The 19,914-nt window shown below is 63.3% G+C and carries 17 protein-coding genes; 8 read left to right on the plus strand and 9 right to left on the minus strand.

What is annotated here, in order from left to right; all coding sequences use genetic code 11:
- Positions 1 to 60: 60 nt before the first annotated feature.
- Positions 61 to 1,920, minus strand: coding sequence for a sodium:solute symporter family protein (locus H163_RS0114010; RefSeq protein ID WP_026355851.1), 1,860 nt, complete (start codon positions 1,918 to 1,920; stop codon positions 61 to 63).
- Positions 1,921 to 1,934: 14 nt separating this feature from the next.
- Positions 1,935 to 2,207: a DUF4212 domain-containing protein gene (locus H163_RS0114015; protein WP_019965229.1), complete on the minus strand. Its 273-nt coding sequence runs from the start codon at positions 2,205 to 2,207 to the stop codon at positions 1,935 to 1,937.
- 245 nt (positions 2,208 to 2,452) lie between these two features.
- Here H163_RS0114015 and H163_RS0114020 point away from each other — a divergent pair, with 245 nt between their 5' ends.
- From H163_RS0114020 to H163_RS0114030, 3 genes are all read left to right on the plus strand, one after another.
- On the plus strand, positions 2,453 to 3,082 hold the full coding sequence (locus H163_RS0114020; RefSeq protein WP_019965230.1) for a hypothetical protein: 630 nt from the start codon (positions 2,453 to 2,455) through the stop codon (positions 3,080 to 3,082).
- A complete protein-coding gene (locus H163_RS0114025; protein WP_019965231.1) occupies positions 3,079 to 5,226 on the plus strand; it encodes a DUF294 nucleotidyltransferase-like domain-containing protein in 2,148 nt (715 codons plus the stop codon). Before H163_RS0114020 ends, H163_RS0114025 begins: the two co-directional genes overlap by 4 nt.
- A 131-nt stretch (positions 5,227 to 5,357) precedes the next feature.
- On the plus strand, positions 5,358 to 6,551 hold the full coding sequence (locus tag H163_RS0114030; protein WP_244296094.1) for an MFS transporter: 1,194 nt from the start codon (positions 5,358 to 5,360) through the stop codon (positions 6,549 to 6,551).
- Positions 6,552 to 6,645: 94 nt separating this feature from the next.
- Here H163_RS0114030 and H163_RS0114035 read toward each other — a convergent pair whose 3' ends face one another.
- The 7 genes from H163_RS0114035 to H163_RS0114065 form a co-directional block, all read right to left on the minus strand.
- The gene (locus H163_RS0114035; RefSeq protein WP_019965233.1) at positions 6,646 to 7,191 is read right to left on the minus strand and encodes a DUF4760 domain-containing protein; all 546 of its coding nucleotides are present in this window, start codon (positions 7,189 to 7,191) and stop codon (positions 6,646 to 6,648) included.
- A 273-nt stretch (positions 7,192 to 7,464) separates the two neighbouring features.
- A complete protein-coding gene (locus tag H163_RS0114040) occupies positions 7,465 to 8,391 on the minus strand; it encodes an NAD(P)H-dependent flavin oxidoreductase (protein WP_019965234.1) in 927 nt (308 codons plus the stop codon).
- A 68-nt stretch (positions 8,392 to 8,459) separates the two neighbouring features.
- Entirely contained in the window at positions 8,460 to 9,623 is a 1,164-nt protein-coding gene (gene nagA / locus H163_RS0114045) for an N-acetylglucosamine-6-phosphate deacetylase (protein ID WP_040678919.1), read from the minus strand.
- Positions 9,623 to 10,651 (minus strand): SIS domain-containing protein, encoded by a 1,029-nt coding sequence (locus H163_RS0114050; protein WP_026355853.1) that lies wholly within the window; start codon positions 10,649 to 10,651, stop codon positions 9,623 to 9,625. The genes nagA and H163_RS0114050 overlap by 1 nt, the downstream gene beginning before the upstream one ends.
- Positions 10,651 to 11,391, minus strand: coding sequence for a GntR family transcriptional regulator (locus H163_RS0114055; RefSeq protein ID WP_019965237.1), 741 nt, complete (start codon positions 11,389 to 11,391; stop codon positions 10,651 to 10,653). The genes H163_RS0114050 and H163_RS0114055 overlap by 1 nt, the downstream gene beginning before the upstream one ends.
- Complete coding sequence (locus tag H163_RS0114060; RefSeq protein ID WP_019965238.1) at positions 11,384 to 12,256, minus strand: glucosamine kinase nucleotide-binding domain-containing protein; 873 nt, start codon at positions 12,254 to 12,256, stop codon at positions 11,384 to 11,386. Before H163_RS0114060 ends, H163_RS0114055 begins: the two co-directional genes overlap by 8 nt.
- Before the next feature lie 352 nt (positions 12,257 to 12,608).
- Positions 12,609 to 13,502 (minus strand): helix-turn-helix domain-containing protein, encoded by an 894-nt coding sequence (locus H163_RS0114065; RefSeq protein WP_019965239.1) that lies wholly within the window; start codon positions 13,500 to 13,502, stop codon positions 12,609 to 12,611.
- Positions 13,503 to 13,791: 289 nt separating this feature from the next.
- Here H163_RS0114065 and H163_RS0114070 point away from each other — a divergent pair, with 289 nt between their 5' ends.
- From H163_RS0114070 to pglA, 5 genes are all read left to right on the plus strand, one after another.
- A complete protein-coding gene (locus H163_RS0114070) occupies positions 13,792 to 14,676 on the plus strand; it encodes a carbohydrate ABC transporter permease (protein ID WP_019965240.1) in 885 nt (294 codons plus the stop codon).
- Position 14,677: 1 nt separating this feature from the next.
- On the plus strand, positions 14,678 to 15,574 hold the full coding sequence (locus tag H163_RS0114075) for a carbohydrate ABC transporter permease (protein WP_019965241.1): 897 nt from the start codon (positions 14,678 to 14,680) through the stop codon (positions 15,572 to 15,574).
- Positions 15,574 to 16,701, plus strand: a complete 1,128-nt coding sequence (locus H163_RS0114080) for an ABC transporter ATP-binding protein (RefSeq protein ID WP_019965242.1) — start codon at positions 15,574 to 15,576, stop codon at positions 16,699 to 16,701. The genes H163_RS0114075 and H163_RS0114080 overlap by 1 nt, the downstream gene beginning before the upstream one ends.
- Positions 16,702 to 16,778: 77 nt before the next feature.
- Positions 16,779 to 18,047, plus strand: a complete 1,269-nt coding sequence (locus H163_RS0114085) for an ABC transporter substrate-binding protein (protein ID WP_019965243.1) — start codon at positions 16,779 to 16,781, stop codon at positions 18,045 to 18,047.
- A gap of 328 nt (positions 18,048 to 18,375) precedes the next feature.
- Positions 18,376 to 19,902: a polygalacturonase PglA gene (gene pglA, locus H163_RS22875; RefSeq protein ID WP_019965244.1), complete on the plus strand. Its 1,527-nt coding sequence runs from the start codon at positions 18,376 to 18,378 to the stop codon at positions 19,900 to 19,902.
- Positions 19,903 to 19,914 lie beyond the last annotated feature (12 nt).

The raw sequence follows: 19,914 nt of genomic DNA on the forward strand, positions 1-19,914 counted from the left end.
CGGCAGAGACAAAAAAAGCGCAGGGTCCAAAGACCCTGCGCCATTTTCTCTTTTGGCAGATCAGTGCCCTGCGACCATCATGGTACCGCCTTTCGGCAGACGCAAGCGGTCTACGAAGTCCTGCATCTCCTGACTTGGCGCCGGGGTAACCAGCGACACCACATAGGTGACGAGGAAGCCGACCGGCACACCGAAGATACCCGCCGAGATGGCCTTGACGCCAAACCAGCTGATCTCATCGCCCGTGCCCTTGACGAAGTCAAAGCCGTACACGTTGCCGATCAGGTAGTACATGGTGATGCCGAAGCCGGCGATCATGCCCAGAATACCACCCAGATTGGTCGCGCGCTTCCACCATACGCCGAGCACCAGAGGCGCAAACAGCCCCGCTGCGGCGATGGAGAAGGCCCAGGCCACCATGGACAGAATGTCCGACGGCTTGGTGCGTGCCAGGAATGCCGCTGCCAGAGCGACGACGACAAGAAGGATCTTGGAGATCATCAGGCGGCGCTTGGCGTCGGCCTTCGGATCGATCATCTTGTAGTAGACGTCGTGGGACAGGGCGTTGGCGATGGCGAGAAGCAGGCCATCGGCGGTCGACAGAGCCGCAGCGAAACCGCCAGCACCGACGAGGCCGACAACCCACACCGGCATGCCGGCAATCGACGGGGTCGAGAGTACGATCATGTCGTTGTTGAGCCGCAGTTCGGCATAGGGGAAGCCGCTGGCAAAGCCCTTGGCCTCACAGGCCGCCTGAATGGCCGCGAGTGTTTCCGCCTTCACGCCGCAGATCGTCACCAGCTGGTGGCCGGCGATCGAACCCCATTCCAGCATCCACGCGGGGATGGCGGTATAGGCCAGCTGGTACTGTGCTTCCGCCCCTGCCCCGACGAAGAGGCCCATCAGGTTGAACTTCGAGAAGGCAGCGTAGGCCGGTGCCGTGAAGTACAGCAGGAAGATGAAGAACAGCGACCAGCCCACCGACTTGCGCGCTTCACGCACCGTCGGCGTCGTGAAGAAGCGCATGAGAATATGCGGCAGAGAGGCCGTGCCGACCATCAGACAGAAGATCAGGCTGAAGTAGTCGAGCGGCGTAAGGTTGACGAAGGGTGCCACGTGCGCCTTGGCAACGCCAAGGATCGCCTCGTATTCGGCAATCTGGGTCAGGGCACCGCCATAGGTGAGCTGCGGCAGCGGAATGCCGAACTGCACCGTCGACATCCATACGGCCGGAAGCAGATAGGCCACGATCAGCACGATGTACTGGGCCACCTGCGTCCAGGTCACGGCCTTCATCCCGCCCAGCATGGAGCAGACGAGAATGCCGGCAAGGCCTGCAAACACCGCGTACTGGAAGTCGATGCCCAGGAACTGCGAAGCAATGATGCCGGAGGCGTAAACCTGCGCCGTAATGTAGGTGAAGGAGCAGGCGAACAGCACCACGATACCTACGAGGCGTGCCGCGTTGCCGCCGTAGCGGGTGCCGAGGAAGTCCGGAACCGTGTAGGCGCCGAACTTGCGCAGGTAGGGTGCCAGAAGCACGGCCACCAGCACATAGCCGCCGGTCCAGCCCAGAACATAGGCAAGACCGTCATAACCCAGCACGAAGAGCGTGCCGGCCATGCCGACGAAGCTTGCGCCGGACATCCAGTCGGCGCCGGTTGCCATGCCGTTGTAGATGGCCGGAACGGAGCGCCCGGCAACGTAATATTCCGACACCTGCGCCGTTCGCGACATGATGCCGATGAAGGCATAGATGCCGATGGTCGCCGCCATGTAGCTCCACATGATGAAGCGGTCGGGAACGCCGAGCGCTTCGAAAATGGCCATCAGGACGACGAAGAACGCGAAGCCGCCGACATAGACCGAATAGATCTTGCCGAGGTTGTCGGTGAAGTCACCTTTCATGCTCAATGCCATGGTGCAGCCCCCCCTCAGTCTTCGGCGACGCCGAATTCCTCGTCGATGGCGTTCTGGCGGCTTGAGAACCAGAAAATCAGCACGACGAAGACAATGAGCGAGCCCTGCGCAGCCATGTAGAAGCCGAGCGGGAACCCAAGGATCACGACGCTGTTCAGCGACGTTACGAAGATATGGATCAGGAAGCTGAAGACAGCCCAGATCGCAAGCGTGGTCCACATGAGACCGCGTGTCTTGCTCCAGTGGGCTGCTGCAACTTCCGGCGGCAGCTTGTCGGTCAAGGTCATTCCTCCCGTAAACGCATCAGGGGCCGCTACAGCCAGCATGCCGGAACGGCCTGTACCCCCTCGCAATATTCCCCTAGACGAAAGTCTAATGCTTCTATCTTTTCGCAAGAGCAGCATTTTTCTATATTGCGGTGCGGAGATACTTGCACCTTGAGACTATTCCCTTCACACTCATCATGTGAAGTTATCCTAAAGACTAATTCAGCAAGAAAACAATAGCTGAAACACGGGAGAATTGCATTCAAGTGCTTGATTTCATTGGATCCATCCTGCCCAAGCGGCAGCGTTCAGACTGGGCTTCCGCAGTGGAAGCCATCCGGGCCGGTGCCGCCTTCCTGGCGCAAGGTGCCAGCTACTCCTACTTGCGGGCCCGTTCGCTGCTGGCCGGGCCGAAACTTTTCCAGGATGCGGATTTCGGATTCGCGCTGCAGATCTGCAAATGGGAAGGCTTTGCCGTTGCAGCGCAGGATATCATCCTGATCATCGAGGCGGAGGTGCGCCCCCTGCTGCCGGAATCACCGCAGGAGCGGGCAGCCATCCTGTCCCGCCTCTACCGCGAGGTGCTGGCCAGCGAAAGCCTGCCGGAGCATCGCAAGGACCGGGGCTGGGGCGATGTGGAAGCAGAGTTTGACACCCGCCTTGCCCACCTGATGGACAAGACGCCGCTTTCGCCCGACGCCATCACCACGGCGACGGCGCTGCGGCTGCTGCAGCATGCCCCCATCACCGATGACGTGCGCGCTGCCGACAAGATGATGGTGGTCAACAACGTGGCCTTCCGCTTCATCGATTATCAGGCCACCTTGCGCAAGCGGATCGACCTTGCAGCCTTTGCCCGCCAGCTCTGCGCCCTCAGCGGGGAGAAGGCCGCTTGAAGCAGCCCGTCAGCCCGCTCACGCCGCTCATCGCCCTCAACACCGTGGTCCTCGACACCGAGACCACGGGGCTGGACGTGCGCTCAGACCGGGTGGTGCAGATCGGGGCCGTCCGGCTCTATGGCCGGGAGATCCAGGACGAGGCGGTCTTCAACGTCATCATTGACCCGCAAATGCCGATCCCCGATGTGGCCCGGCGCATTCATGGCCTTTCCGATGCGGATGTGTCCGGAAAGCCGGGCATTGCGGAGGTTCTGCCGCAGCTGGCGGCCTTCATCGGCGATGCCGTGGTGGTGGGTCATTCCATCCATTTCGACCTTGCCATCCTGCGCCACGAGGCGGAACGGCACGGGATAAAATGGACCGAGCCCAAGGCGCTGGATGTGGCGCTGATGGTGGCAGGCCTCGACCGCGCCCTCATTGACACCTCGCTGGACAGCCTTGCCCTCAGTCTCGGCATTGCCGTCGAGGGCCGCCACACGGCGTTGGGCGATGCTATGGCGACAGCCCGTGTCTATGTGGGCCTGCAGAACCGCTTGCTGGCCAGCGGCATCCGCACGCTGGCGGAGGCGGAAAACCTCTGCCGCAAGCCGCAAAGCCTGATTGCCCGCCAGGAAGAAGCAGGCTGGTTCGACCGGCCGCGCGAGCAGCATGACTTCTCCCGCCTCGCCCTGAAGCAGGGCACCCAGCGGGCCATCGACAGCTATCTCTACCGCAACCGGCTGGGGGACGTGATGAGCAGCCCGCCGATCTCGATCAGCGAGACTGCGGATCTTCACAGCGCCGCCCAGCTGATGGCGGCCTGCCACATCGGCTGCCTGATCGTGACGCGCGAAAGCGGAGAGCCGGGAATCCTGAGCGAGCGGGATGTGTTGCATGCGCTGGCGGCGCGCGGTTCGGAGGCGGGCAAGCTGAAGGTTGGCTCCCTGATGAGCTTTCCGGTGATCAGCGCCACGGCCGACACCTTCCTTTACCGCGCCCTCGGGCTGATGGCGCGCAAGAACCTGCGCTATCTCGGGGTGACCGATGACGGCGGCCGTCTCGCCGGCATTTTCACGCTGCGCACGCTTCTGCGCGAGCGGGCACTGGCAACGCTTACCGTGGGCGACGAAATCGCCATGGCCGGGCGCCCGCGCGATCTTGCGAAGGTGCAATCCGCCCTGCCCACACTGGCGACCGGGCTTCTCGCCGACGGGCAGGATGCACGGCAGGTCTGCGCCATCATCTCGGCCGAAAACAAGGCCATGACCGCCCGTGCTGCCGAAATCGCCGAAGCCGAGCTGGAGGCTGCCGGGGCAGGCCCTGCCCCGGCAGCCTATGCCGTGCTGATGCTGGGCTCCGGCGGGCGCGGGGAAAGCATGCTGGCGCCCGATCAGGACAACGCGCTGCTGATTGCCGATGATTACGCCGGAGATCTGACCTCGCCCGATGACTGGTTCAGCCGCTTCGCCACGCGGCTGAACGAGATCCTCGACCGGGCGGGCATTCCTTATTGCAAGGGCGGCGTGATGGCGCGCAACATCCAGTGGCGCCGCCGCCTCGGCGAATGGCAGCACCAGGTGGAGGAATGGGCCCGCAGCCCTTCCCCGCAGGCGCTGCTCAATGTGGATATTTTCTACGACTTCACGCCAGCCCATGTGTCCGGCAGCTCCGGGGCGCGGCTGGCGGAGACCCTGCGCCACTTTGCGGCGGATACCGCGCGCGGCTCGCTTGCACTGGTGCGGGCGCTGGGCGAAACCGCCGCCTCGCATGCCCCGCCGCTGGGCCTCTTCGGGCGCATCCGCAAGGACGATCAGGGCCGGGTTGACCTCAAGTCTGGCGGGCTTCTGCCCATCGTTGCCGGAGCCCGCGCGATTGCGCTGCGTCACGGCGTGACGGCCCTTTCAACGCCCGAACGCATCCTGCAGGCTGCACAGCACGCCGGACGCTCGCAGGCGGACGCCGAAATCCTCGCCAACATCCACGGCTTCCTCATCCGCCTGATCATCACCCAGCAGATCAACGATCTGGAAGCGGGCATCGCGCCGGGCAACCGGGTGGAAGTTGCGCGCCTGAACCACCGGGATCAGGACGAGTTGCGCGAAGCCCTCGGACGCATCGACCTCATCACCCACATGCTGCGCGACCTGCTGCAGGGGATCTGAGTTTGACAGCCGCTCAGGGCTCTGAAGAGAGGTGACGCCGGCATGGACCGCTGTCATGCTGGCGAAACAGGACTCGGCTATTCGCGGCTCTCATGAAAATCTCTCCCTCGACCCTTGGTCTGGGTGTTTCCATGACCATCGGTTACGGAACGCTCTATTACTCCTTCTCCGTTCTGGCGCCCGAGATAGCCCGCTCGTTCCGCTGGACGGAAAGTTTCGTCTTTGCCATCTTCTCGGCCGGGCTGCTGGCCGGGGCCGTGTCCGCCCCCGTCATCGGCCGGATGATCGACCGATATGGTGCCCGCCCGGTGATGAGCCTCGGGTCTGTCTTTGCGGCACTGACTCTCGCCCTGATTTCCGTGATGGAAAACGCCTGGCAATTCATCGTCATCGCACTGCTCGCCGAATTCGTGGCCATTGCCGTGCAATATGATGCAGGCTTTGCCGCTCTTGCACAGCGTTATGGCCGCAATGCCCGGGCCGAAATCACTCTTGTCACCCTGATCGCGGGCTTTGCCTCCACCCTGTTCTGGCCGCTGCTGCAGTGGCTGCTGACGCTGATGAGTTGGCGGGAGGTCTATCTGGTGCTGGCCGCGATGAACCTCGTCATCGCACTGCCCATTCACCTGACCATGCCGAAGGGAAGACAGGGGCCGAAAGGAAGGCAGGGCCTGCCGGACAGGCCGGTGCCGCCGGCCTCATCTGCCTCTCCCCAGGCTCCGCAGGTCTTGCAGGCGGCACCTCCACGGCCGGGCGCCCGCCCGATGGTGCTTCTGGCCATCAGCTTTGCCAGCGGCGGCTTCGTCATGTCCGCCGTCGGAGCTGCCCTGCTGGTGCTGCTGGGGGACCTCGGCTTTGCAACGGCGACGGCCATCGCGGCGGCCAGTTGCATCGGCCCTTCGCAGGTGGCCGCCCGTTTGATTGAATATCTCCGGCGCAACCTGTTTTCACCGCCAGCGACCGCCATCATCGCCGCCTTCGCCCTGACGCTGGGGCTTGTGCTTCTGGCCGGAACCGTGTTCGCGCCGGCGCCAATCCTGCTCTTCGCCTTTGCCATCACCTATGGTGCCGGTCAGGGCCTCACATCCATCGTCCGGGGCATGCTGCCACTGCATTATTTCGGGCCGGAAGGCTATGGCCGGCGCACCGGCACGCTCTCGGGCATCCGCATGGTTCTGTCCGCAGCAGCACCCTTCACAGTGATCGTTCTGAAGGAACAGCTTGGCACGTCCGCGGCCCTTGCCGCCCTCGTTCTGGCAGCGCTCATCTCCACAGTGTCGGTGCTGGCGCTGGTCCGCCTCATGGCGAAAGCCGAACCAATCTGAGGCAGAATCGCTGGACCGGTGTGAGGTTGATCAGTCATACGCTGCAGAATGTGCTGCAGGAGCTCCAAGCCGGGCGCATTCAGCGCACTTTGGCTCACCAACGGCGCAGGAGTCTCTTGTGCCAGACCTCCACTTTGGGCTTTGGCGGCGGACTGAACTTGTTCTTGAGCAACTCGAACTCATGATAAAGTTCATCCTTTCCTGTGCTTTGACGAAGAGAATCAATAAAAGGCCACGCCAGTGTCCAGTAATGGATGGTCCCCTTCTCGAACCAAGCACGGTAAAGCCCCTCGTGAATGACACCAGAATTGATGCCAACTGCCAAAAGTTCATAGTGATTCAAGCAACGACGGATCTGCTCTGCCTCATCCTCTGCCTGTTTGTCCTTCGCAGCATAGCGTTCAATATGTCCAGCTTTAGCAAGCTCGTTGAACTTCTTCTGAGCTTCAAGCAGTTCCTTGTCACTTTCGGCTTGAAGAATGAAGCTCATGGTCGCCTGTTTGATCAGGACGTTCCTGTTGACCCATATGCTGATCAAGGAAGTCAGTATCGTAATGGCCCCCACCAGGAAAACGACAACGACACTGAGAAGTAGAAGACGAAGTTCATTCTCTCCAACAAGGCCAAGTAGCCAGTCCATCAGCACCTCGACACAAAAAAGCCATCCGTAAGGATGGCTTTTTATATCGCAAGTTGCAACATGGATGATCTGCAGATTTCAGCCAAGACCACCCCAACCTTCACGAATGCTCATTTTACCTCCATATCCCCGAAGCCCGCTCATTGGCACGATCGTCAACCGTGCACACAAGCCTCAAGGCATGCTTCTACGTGCCCAACACATATGGGCTTATAGTCCAGAATTCAAGCTAACAAATGATTAAAGATCTGTATACGGAACTCGATCTGAAACTCACAGGCAAATCATCCGCCTCGCTTCGTCATATTCGCGAATCAGCCGGGCCACGAGGTCCCCGGCAGGCAAAATGTCGTGGATGCCGCCAGCGCCCTGCCCGGCGGACCAGACGGTCTTCCAGGCCTTGGCTTCATGGTCGAGGTTCATCTTGCCTGCCTGCGGCAGGTTGTCGGGATCGAGCCCGGCGCGGATGATGCTGGGCTTGAGGAAGTTGGCATTCACGCCACTAATGGCGGGGGTGTAGAGAATGTCGCTGGCATCGCTTTCCACGACCATGTTCTTGAAATCAGGCTCGATCGTCGCCTCCTGCGTCGCCAGAAAGCGGGTGCCGAGATAGGCCATGTCGGCGCCCATGGCACGGGCCGCCAGCACCTGCGCGCCGGTGTTTATGGCACCCGCCAGCACCAGCGTGCCGGACCAGACCGAGCGGATTTCGGAAATCAGCGCGAAGGGGTTGAGCGTGCCTGCATGGCCGCCCGCACCGCAGGCGACCGCGATGATGCCATCCACCCCGGCCGCCGCCGCCTTTTCCGCGTGGCTGGCGTTGATCACGTCATGGAAGACGAGCCCGCCATAGGAATGCACCGCATCCACCACGTCCTTCACCGCCCCCAGCGAGGTAATGACCAGCGGCACCTTGTGCTCCACCGTCTTCGCCAGATCCGCTTCGACGCGGGAATTGGAGCGGTGGACGATGAGGTTGATGCCGAAGGGCGCAGCGCCTTCGACGCCGTCGAGCCGTGAGGCAATCTCATCGAGCCAGGCGGCATAGCCTTCCGTCGTGCGCTGGTTCAGCGCCGGAAACGTGCCGATCATGCCGCCCTTGCAGGTTTCCACCACCAGATCGGGGCCGGACGCCAGGAACATGGGCGAGGCAATCGCCGGGATCTTGAGACGGCCCTGGAGACTTGCGGGCAACGGCATGGCAGCACCTTTCGCATCGGATGGGAGAGCGAGAGTGCTGCGGATTTCCGTTTACGTCAAGGGAATGACTAGACCTCTCCATACTCCTTTTGGAGGAGTTCACCGCCATGCCAGACCGCCGCGAGAGTGAGGCTATCCGTCAGATGCAAGACATCAGCCCGGCGGCCTGCCGCAAGCGCGCCATGGCTGTTGCCGAGCCCAGCCACTTTTGCCGGACGGCTCGTGACCATGGCAAGCAGCGTCTCAAGCGGCAAGTCTGTGTGCCCCTTGAGATATCGCAGCGCCTGCGGCAGGCTGACATCGGCGCCAGCCAGCGTGCCGTCTTCCAGCGTCAGCCGGCCTTCGCGGCGCAGGATCTTCCGCCCGCCAAGGGTGAATCCATCAAGATCCGTTCCCGCCACGGCCATGGCGTCGGTCACCAGAAACAGCCCCTCATCGCGCTTTGCCGCAAAGGCAATGCGCAGGGCTGGCGCGCTGACGTGAATGCCATCGGCGATGATCCCCGCCGCCACTGGCCGGTCCAGCACGGCCCCCACCAGCCCCGGCGCCCGGTTGCCGAGCTGGCTCATGGCATTGAACAGGTGCGTGGCGCAGGTGACGCCGTGGTCAAAAGCCGCCAGCGCCGTCTCATAGGCACAATCGCTGTGGCCTATGCTGAGGATGGCGCCCGCTTCCTTCAGCCGCGCGATCTGGTCCATGCGCACCGCTTCCGGTGCAACCGTGATCATCAGCACCGGCAGATGGCGGGCGGCATCGCACAGAAACTCAAGGTCGGCGTCATCCATGGGGCGGATCAGCGCAGCGTCATGAGCGCCCTTGCGCCGCACATCGAGATGCGGGCCTTCCAGATGCAGGCCGAGAAACCCCGGCAGTTGCTTGCGCGCCGCCCGGATGCCGGTTTCGATCACCGCCCGTGTGGCTTCCCGCGTGTCCGTGATCAGCGTCGGCAGCAGGCCCGCAGTGCCCAGATGGCGGTGGGCATCGAGAATGCGGGTAAGCTTGCCCTCGTCCACAGAGCCATTCAGCATCAACCCGCCGCCGCCATTGACCTGCAGATCGAGGAAGCCGGGGGACAGGATACCGCCGGGCATTTCCACATGGGAGCCATCCAGCGCCCGCGCTTCCGCCTCCGGCGCCAGCGCCTCGATTGTTTCACCGGAAAGGACAAGGCTCATCCCCTCCCGCAGGCGGGTGCCGTCAAAAATCCGGGCGCCGTGAAGAACTGTCCGCATCAGTGCGTTTCCGTGACCTTGTTGAGATGGGGCGGCACATCCGGATTGAAGCCGCGCCGGAGGGCAAAGCCTTCCACAAACCGGTAGAAGGCAGCGATCTGCAGCAGCGGCGCTGTCAGCGGATGCACGCCGTCCAGAACCGGCAGGCGGTTGCAGCCAGGCGCATCAAAGCCGGTTGCGAACACATCCGCCCCCTGCCCCGCCAGCCGCTCCGCCGTCGCCCGCGCGTGGGGAAGCGCGGCATCATCCACACCAAGCGCCAGCACCGGGAAGCGGCCGCTGGCAATCGCCGCCGGGCCATGCAAAACCTCGGCAGAGCTGTAGGCTTCGGCGTGAAGGCCGGAGGTTTCCTTGAACTTGAGCGCCATTTCATTGGCAATGGCAAGGAGAGGCCCGCGCCCCAGAACATAAAGCGATTGCGCCCGCACCAGACGGTCGGACAGGGGCGTCCAGTCCAGATGCAGCGCGGCGGCTAATTGCTCCGGCAGGCGAGCGACTGCCTCGCGCAGCGCGGTATCTCTCTGCCATTCGGCCAGAAGCGCGAGACCGGCCAGAACGGAAGTGACATAGGTCTTGGTGGCGGCCACGCTCTTCTCCGGCCCGGCGCAGATCGCAAGGGAATGATCCGCCGTCTCCGCCATGGGCGAGGCAGCATTGTTGGTGATGGCGATGGTCAGCGCCCCGCCCTCGCCCGCCCGACGCAGCATCTCGACGATATCCGGGCTGCGGCCAGACTGGGAAATGCCGATGGCAGCCGCGCCCTTCAGACGCAAGGTGCGGCCATAGATGGACGCGATGGATGGCCCGACCGAGGCCACCGCCAGCCCAGCCTGCAGTTCCACCGCATATTTGAGGTAGGAAGCGGCGTGATCGGATGAGCCGCGCGCCACGGTGACGAGAAAAGCCGGATCGCGCCCGAGCAGCGCCGCCGCAGCCGCTGCAATGCTGTCACGGGCTTCACGCAGGAAACGCTCGGCGGCTACGGGAATTTCGGCGACCTCGCGGGCCATGTGGGTCGTGCTGGTCATCATGCGTCTCCCGCCTTCAGTTCAACGGCAAAATCATAGGAATCGCCCCGGAACAGGGAGCGGGTGAATTCCACCGCCTTGCCGCCGGGCAAATAGGCCACGCGCTCGATCTTCAGTCCTGCAGCGCCAGGCGCCATCTGCAACAGGTCAGCCTCGGCCGCCGTCAGGTTCACCGCCGACATGCGCTGCACGGCACGGACGGGCAGAAGATCGCGGGCGCGCAAGTAAGCATAGAGCGAACCGCCCATGGCTGACGGGTCCGGCAGGACTTCGGCGGAGAGAACCGATCGCTCCAGCGCCATCGGCATGCCGCCGGACCAGCGCACGCGCTCGATCCGCGCCACCTGCTCCGCCGCGCCCAGCCCCAGCGCCATCATCTCTTCGGGCGCTGCCGGGCCGGTTGCGGCGGAGAGGATCTGCGAGCTGGAATCGCGCCCGCGCCGGGCCATGTCGGCGGAAAAGGATGTGAGCTGCGACAGGCCCAGCTCGAACCGCTCCACCGGACGGGCGACATAGGTGCCCGAGCCGCGCCGCTGCACCAGGAGCCCCTGACGCACCAGATCAGCAATGGCACGGCGCACGGTGACGCGGCTAAGGCCGGTGCGCACCGCAATTTCCCGCTCTGCCGGCAAGCTGTCACCGGGCTTCAGCCTGCCCTCCCGGATTGCCGCCTCAATCCGCCCCTGCAACACCGCGTAGAGCGGCCCCGCTCCGGCAACGGGTGAGAAGACGTCATCCATGTGCCGCCAGATCCTCTGACGCCATCCACATGGCCCCATCCAGCGCCGAGCCCAAAGGTTCGGCCTGCGGCCATTCACTCGCCAGCGCCGCTGCATAGGTGGACCCAAGTCCGCCAAGGAACACCACAGGCACCTCGCCGCCCCGCTGCAACAGGGCAATCGCGGCGCGGACCTCCGCCACACCGGCCGCCAGCACAGCCTCAGCCGCCGGGTCCCCCGCCCGTGCTGCGGTGAGGATGAGAGGCACCAGCGCCGCAAATTCGTCCGGGCGCGTTGAGGGCGCGTTGCGGACAATCGCCTGCGCCCCGCCGCCATGTTCCAGAATGTCCCGCAGGAAGGGCGTGATGAGGTGGAAGCCGTCGATGGCCTTCAGCGCCCGCAGCACCGCATGGCGGCCGAGCCAGGAGCCGCCGCCCTCGTCGCCCATCACGTAAAAGCCCCAGCCGCCCACCTGCCGGATGACGCCCTGCCGCTGTACGGCGAAGATGGAGCCGGTGCCGATGGCCGCCAGAATGCCGTCGCCGCCCCTGAGAGCGCCCCTTATCGCGGCAATGCCGTCATTGACGACGCGGACGGTCGTGAAGGGCAGCCGCTCGCGCAGGGCATCCGCTGCCGCAGGCACACCGCCCCCGGCAACGCCAAGCACGGCACAGACCGGCAGCGGCGCCTCTGCATCCATCACACTCTGGCCAAGCACAGGTGCCAACAACGTGTCAGCAGCCGCCAGAATGTTGGCGCGGGCCTGTTCCGGATTGCTAACGATATTGGCAGGCCCGCCGGAGACTTCCCCCAGCACCGTGCCATCTGCCGCCGCCAGCCGCACCCGGCACCCGGTTCCGCCCCCATCCACGCCCAGAAGATACATGCTGCCGTCTCCAGATTTGATGAACTGGAGATAATACCAAAATAAGACCAAAGGCAAGGTGAGGAGATAAATCAACGCCCGGCCATGGCGTGTATCTCACCGGACAGACCTCACACTCCGCGCCGCCCCGGCCTTGTGCCGGGGCCTGTCAGGAGAAGCACGGCCTATCCGAGCGCTGATAGAGATCCTGATTTTTTCAAAGCTTTTCAGGAATCCATCACTCCCTTGCGCCCCTTACAGGTCCCGGCACAAGGCCGGGACGGCGCTGTGGAGAGGCTTGCGCCAGACGCGGCTGAGGGAATGCCCGCAGCACCTCAGTGGAAAGCCCTATTTCAACCTGGTCCCTACCAATTCAGTCGATCACCAGAATCTCCGGATCATCCACATAGACCTCATCCGGGCCGTCGCGGTTGTCGAGACGGTAACAGGAGGGGCTGGCGCCGAGGTGCTTCTTGAAGAGGCGGGAGAAGTAATAGGGATCGGAAATACCGACCATGGCGGCCACTTCCTTCACCTTGCGGCCCGAGGACAAGAGGTTCATGGCCATTTCCATGCGTTTGCGCTCCTGGAACTTCTGAGGCGTCTGGCCGATGCGGGCGCGGAAGGCACGGCGGAAATAATCGCTGTTGAAGGGTACGGAGCCGAGAGCCTTTTCCAGCGCCGCCTCGCTCAAGGGATCAGCGGCAATGCGGGCCGCAACCAGCATGATCTGCACCGACAGTTGATCGGGACTGTCCAGCGCCCCGCCCGCCCCTTCCTTCCAGCCAAGGAACGCGCTCTCGATATAGGCAAGCAGGATCACCATGAAGAGATGATGCTGCGCCAGCGTCGTCATGGAAAGCGGCGCCATCTCGCGGTAATGCGCCACCATGGCGCTGATGGCGTGCCATTCCCGGAAGGCTGCGACAGGCTGAAGGTTCATCTGGCCAATGAGATCCACCGAGCCGAACAGCGTCAGCGTGAAATGCTGGGCAACGCCAGTGTAAAGCTCGTCCGAAAGGGATTCACCTACAAAGCGGCTGCCCGCCGGGATCAGCATGCCCATGCCCGGAGCCAGAGACTGTTCCACCCCGTCGAGCTCGTAGCGCGCAGACCCGGTCAGGCAAATCACCAGATCATGCACCGCGTTGGACTTGTCGACGCGCCAAGCACGCGAATGCTGCATCTTGATGGCCGAACGGGCCAGAGCCAGCGTCAGCGCGGCGGGCGACAGACCGGCGAGTACATCACCTACGTTTTTGTCCATCTTTTTATTTCAGTCCGTCAATTTCGGCCAGCTTGCCGGTTAGAATATCGTCTCTGTCACAAAATGACTATCGCAACCCTTGCGAGACGCACCATGGGAGGAGGCGGCTTTGCGGGCGGGAGCCCTGCGCCCTTGCGCAGCCTTGCCCCTTCGCCGGATCGGCATTTGAAAACATCAGAAAACCCTATCAAAACGGCCTGTTCCGGCGCGAATCTGACCGCTCTTGCGGCAGCAGATGCAGCGTCAGGTCTTGCAATCCGGGGCACAACCAGAGCGGAGGCCATCTGACATGGGTGGAGAAAACCGCTTCCTCGGCCTGGCCTATGTCACGCCCTATGTCTTCGGCCTGCTGCTGTTCACGGCAGTGCCCTTTGGCGCGTCGCTCTATCTCGCTTTCACGGATTACAATCTGGTCAGCAGTCCCAGCTGGATCGGGATGGACAATTTCGAAAAGCTGCTCACCCGGGACCGCACCTTCACGCGCTCGCTGAATGTCACCCTGCTCTATGTGGGCCTGACGGTGCCGCTGAAGCTGGCCTTTGCACTCTTCATCGCGGTCATCCTCAATTACAAGCTCAAGGCGATCAACCTGTTCCGCACGGCTTACTATGTGCCGTCGATCCTGGGAGGTTCCATCGCCATCGCGGTGCTGTGGCGCTATCTCTTTTCCACCGAAGGCCTCGTCAACATGGCGCTGGCGGTGGTGGGGCTCGGCCCGGTCAACTGGTTCGGCGACCCCACCAATGCGCTCTTCACCATCACGCTGCTGCGCATGTGGCAGTTCGGTTCGGCCATGGTGATCTTCCTCGCAGCGCTCCAGTCCATCGACAAGTCGCTCTATGAAGCGGCGGCCATCGACGGCTCGGGCCCCTGGTCCACCTTCCGGCACATCACCCTGCCGCTCATCACGCCGGTGATCTTCTTCAATCTGGTCATGCAGATGGTCCAGGCCTTCCAGGAGTTCAACGGCCCCTACATCATCACCCAGGGCGGCCCCCTCAAGGCCACCTACTTCCTGCCGCTCTACATCTACGAGCTGGCGTTCAAGAAGTTCGACATGGGCTATGCCTCCGCTGTCGCCTGGGTCCTGTTTATCATCATCATGGCGCTGACCCTCGTGGCCTTCTGGTCCTCGAAAAAGTGGGTCTATTACGCCGGCGACAAGAGGAGCTGAGATGTCCCCGTCCTTCGTCGCCCCCGATGCAGGCGCGGCCGCCTTTGCCGCCCGCCAGCGCCGCAGCCAGCGGATCTCGGCCATCATCCGCTACACCCTGCTGACGCTGGTCGGCGTGCTGATGCTCTATCCGCTGGTCTGGCTCATCGGGGCCTCGTTCAAGCCGAATTCCGAGATCTTTTCCAGCGCCGGATTCTGGCCGCAGAACCCGACCCTTGATGGCTACATCAAGGGCTGGCAGACCTCGACGCCCTACACCTTCGGCCATTTCTTCCTGAACACGGCCTGGATCATCATCCCGAAAGTCATCGCCACGGCGGTGTCCTGCACGGCAGTGGCCTACGGCTTTGCCCGTTTCGACTTTCCGGGCAAGAAGATCCTGTTCGTCACGCTGATCGCCACGCTGCTGCTGCCGAATGTGGTGACCCGCATCCCGCAGTACCTGCTGTTCCGCGATTTCGGCTGGCTCGACAGCTACCTGCCGCTGTGGGTGCCCTCGGCCTTTGCAGGAGACGCCTTCTTCGTCTTCATGCTGATCCAGTTCCTGCGGGCCATCCCGCGCGACATGGAAGAGGCGGCCCGCGTCGATGGCGCCAACTCCCTGCAGGTGCTCGTCTATATCGTCGTGCCCATGCTGGCCCCGGCCCTCATCTCGGTGTGCCTGTTCCAGTTCATGTGGACGATGAACGACTTCCTCGGACCGCTGATCTACCTGTCCTCCATCGACAAGTACCCGATCAGCCTGGCGCTGAAGCTGTCCATCGACACCTCGGAAGCATTCGACTGGAACCGCATTCTGGCCATGTCGGTCCTGGCGATCACGCCCGCGCTCGTCGTGTTCTTCCTCGCACAGAAACATTTCATTGAAGGCATCTCCAGCGGTGGGGTGAAAGGCTAATGGCACGTTTGCAGATCCAGAACCTGGAAAAGGTCTACGGCAGCGGCTTCAAGGCGGTCCATGGCATCAACCTGGACGTGGAGGACGGCGAGTTCATGGTGCTGGTCGGCCCGTCGGGCTGTGCCAAGTCCACCACCCTGCGCATGATTGCGGGCCTTGAGACGGTGACGGGCGGCGCCATCCGCATCGGCGATCAGACCGTCAACGACCTGCCCCCGGGCAAGCGCGGCATCGCCATGGTGTTCCAGAACTATGCGCTCTATCCGCATATGAAGGTGAAGAAGAACCTCTCCTTCGGCCTGCGCCTGCAGAAGAAGAAGACGGCGGAAATCGATGCCGCCACGGACGAGGTGTCCGGCATTCTGGAAATCGGTCAGTTGCTCGACCGGCTGCCGAAGCAACTGTCCGGCGGTCAGGCCCAGCGTGTGGCCGTGGGCCGGGCGCTGATCAAGAAGCCAGAAGTCTTCCTGTTCGACGAGCCGCTGTCCAATCTCGACGCCAAGCTGCGCGCTTCCATGCGGGTGCGCATCACCGACCTGCACAAGCAGCTGAAGGCAAACGGCCTGTCCTCGACGGTGGTCTACGTCACCCACGACCAGACTGAAGCCATGACCATGGGCGACCGGATCTGCGTGATGAAGGACGGCCACATCATGCAGGTGGCCGATCCGCACACGCTCTACAACCGGCCCGCCAATGCCTTCGTCGCCGGCTTCATCGGCATGCCGGAAATGAACCTCTTGCCCGCCACGCTCAGCGGCAGCGGTGATGGGGTGACGCTGACGCTGGCAGGCCAGACGCTCGGCTTCGGGCCGGAGCTTGCCCGCCGTCTGACGGCCAAGGCCGGTCCCGTCACCCTCGGCATGCGCCCGCAGCATCTCGGCCTGCTGCCCGCCGGCACGGAGAATGCCGTAACGGGCACAGTGCAGACCATCGAGTTCCTTGGCCACGAAATGAACCTGCATGTGGATCTTGGCGGCACCACGCTCGTGGCCGTGCTTCCTGCGGCGGAGGTACCGCAGGGCCTGAAGCGCGGCGATGCGGTGGCGGTGCGGCCCATCGAGAGCAACCTGCATATTTTCGATGCGCAAAGCGGCGAGAACATCTCGCTGGCCCCGCTCGGCTGAGGCCGCAGCAAGTGATCAAGCCTTTCTGGAGCGGGGTTCAGACGCCCTGCTCCGGCGGAAAACGGGAGGAGAAAACCATGAGAAAGACAGCAACTGCCCTTGTGAGCCTTGCGCTCGCCTCGACCTTTGCAACGCCCCTGCTGGCGGCGGACCTGCGCATGTCCTGGTGGGGTGGCGACAGCCGCCACAAGGCGACGCAGGAAGCGCTGAAAGTCTGCGGCGAAAAGCACGGCCACACCATTGCGCCGGAGTTCACCGGCTTTGACGGGCACCTCGAGAAGCTGATGACGCAGATCGCCGGCCGCACGGAAGCCGACATCATGCAGGTGAACTGGCCCTGGCTGCCGCTGTTCTCGATCAAGGGCGACGGTTTTGCTGACCTGAACGATTTCAGCGAATACATCGACCTCAGCAACTGGACGGAGGACCAGTTGGCGTCGGGCAGCATGAACGGCAAGCTGAACGGTCTGCCCGTTTCCACCACGGGCCGCGTGTTCTTCTTCAACACCACCTCGTTCCAGAAGGCCGGGCTGCCCCTGCCCGCCACCTGGGATGATCTCTTCGCCGCCGCCAAGGTGCTGAAGGAGAAAACCGGCCCGGACGCCTATCCGATGAACGCCATCAAGGAGACCGCCGTTCTGCTCGTCTCGCTGCGCGCCACTCAGGCGACCGGCAAGGACCTGATCGACCCGGAAACCACGACCGTGGCCTGGACGCCGGAAGAGCTGGCCGCGGCCATCGATTTCTACGGCAAGATGGTCGAAGGCGGCGTGGTGATGTCGCAGAAGGATGCGGCGGCAGAAGGCAACATCAACCTGTTTGAAAGCCCGAAGTGGGCCGACGGCCGGATCGCAGGCTCCTATGAATGGGATTCCACCTATTCCAAATTTGCCGATCCGCTGCAGGAGGGCCAGAAGCTGGAGGCCGTCAAGCTGCTGGCCAGCCCGGATGCCAGGACCGAAGGCGTCTACCGCAAACCCTCCATGGTGTTTGCGATCTCCAAGAACTCGAAGAACCCGCAGGCGGCCGCCCAGATCGTCAACTGCCTGCTGAACGAGCCGGAAGGCATCAAGGCCCTCGGCAGCTCGCGCGGCCTGCCCGCCAGCAAGACGGCGGCCAAGGCTCTGGCTGATGCCGGTTCGACCGAGATGGAACTGATCGTCGCCAACGCGATCGTCACCGCAGGCGCCGGTCCGACCGTATCGCCCTTCAACGAGCACCCGGAAGTCCGCAGCATCTTCATCGATACGCTGGAGGAATTCGCCTACGGCCAGATCGATGCGGAAGGTGCCGCTGAACAGATCATCGAAGGCGTCAATGACGTGCTGAAGAAGTTCCGGTCCTGAGAGGGAATGCCGCCGGGAGTTAGCTTCCCTGGACTGCCAGTCAGGCTCCAACTCCTCTCCCCCCCCTGAGGGGGAGATGCCCCCGGCAGGGGGCAGAGGGGGGTAGCGGACTGTCCATTCATACGCGAGGCAGAGCCTTGTTGAAGCGCTGATACCCCTCTCTGTCTGCTGACGCAGACATCTCCCCCTCAAGGGGGGAGAGGGGGCTGCGGCGAGACGGCAGGCGCTTCGGGAAAAGCTCCGGCCGCCGGTAAAGCCGCGCTCCATCACAAAAACTGCCGGGAGGCATCAGGTCTCCCGGCCGCCACAACGCAGGAATACGCCCGCCATGTCTACCGAACCCGCAACCGGCTCCCTCTGCCTCAGCGCGATTTCCCCGCGGCACATCACGCTGCGCTATCACGTGCCGGGTGCGCGCTATCACCTGCCGGAGCCTGCTGCCTGGGTTCTGACGGACCAGGGCAGCGGCGAAACACGGCAAGGGATTACCGGCAGGGCGGTGTTTTCGATCTTCGGCCTTACACCCGGCGCAGACTATGTTCTTGCCATTGAAGGCGTAGAGCCTCTGGCCATCCCCATGCCGAAGTGCTTCGGTCTGGTCGACGCCCGCGACCATGGCGCCGATCCGGCGCTTGAGGATAACGGCACAGCCCTTGCCCGGGCGATTGCAGCAACGCCCTCCGGCGGCACGCTGCGCATTTCCGGCGGCACCTACCGCACCTCGCCGCTCATGCTGAAGTCCGGCATGACCCTGCAGATCGATGCAGATTCAGGCCTTGCCGCAATCCACGACCGCAGCCACTGGCCCATTCTGCCTGCCCGGGACGAGGATGGCATGCCCCTGTCCAGCTGGGAGGGTGTGCCGGAAGCGGCCTATGCCAGCCTCATTACCGCAACCTCCTGCACATGGCTGACCATCTGCGGCGAAGGCTTTCTTGATGGCGGCGGGGCGGAAGGCGACTGGTGGAGCTGGCCGAAGGAAACCCGCAACGGCGCCCGGCGCCCGCGCACGCTTTTCCTCAGCCGCTGCACCCATGTGACGCTGGCAGGAATAACGGTGCGCAACTCCCCCTCCTGGACCGTGCACCCGCTGTTCTGCAATGGCGTGACCGCGTCTGACCTCAGGATCTGGAACCCGTCCGACTCCCCCAACACAGACGGCCTCAACCCGGAAAGCTGTGAGGATGTCTGGATCGAGGGTGTGCATTTCTCGGTCGGCGACGACTGCATCGCCATCAAGGCCGGCAAGCCGGAGCCGGAAAGCGGCGCGCGCGATCACCTTGCCCCCACCCGTAATGTTTCCGTCCGCAATTGCCTGATGGAACGCGGCCACGGCGGTCTTGTCATTGGCTCTGAAATGGGCGGCGGCGTGCATGATGTGACCGTGGAGCATTGCAGCTTCCGCCAGACGGACCGGGGCCTCAGGATCAAGACCCGGCGCGGTCGCGGCGGGGCGGTCGGCAATGTGCGCTTCTCCGATTGCGACATGGACGGCGTGGACACAGCTTTCGCCGCCAATGCCTTCTACTTCTGCGATGCGGACGGGCACTCGGACCTTGTGCAGTCCCGCAAGCCTTACCCCGTCACCGGCGAAACGCCTTCCATTGGCGCAATCACCATCGAGAACATCAAGGTCACCAACCTGCGTCTGGCGCTTGGCGTCTTCCTCGGCCTGCCCGAAGCGCCGATGGGGCCAGTCCGGATCTCCGGCGTCGAAACCTCCTATGATCCTTCGGCGAAAGCGGACGTGCCGGTGATGGCCGATCACGTGCCCGCCATGCGCCATGAGGATCTGGTGTTCGAAGGCGCGCATGTGGAGGACCTGCGCCCTGCCCGCGCCAGCCCGGCGGCCTAGCTGCCCCTTCCC

The organism is Pannonibacter phragmitetus DSM 14782, from assembly GCF_000382365.1.
Lineage (GTDB): Bacteria > Pseudomonadota > Alphaproteobacteria > Rhizobiales > Stappiaceae > Pannonibacter > Pannonibacter phragmitetus.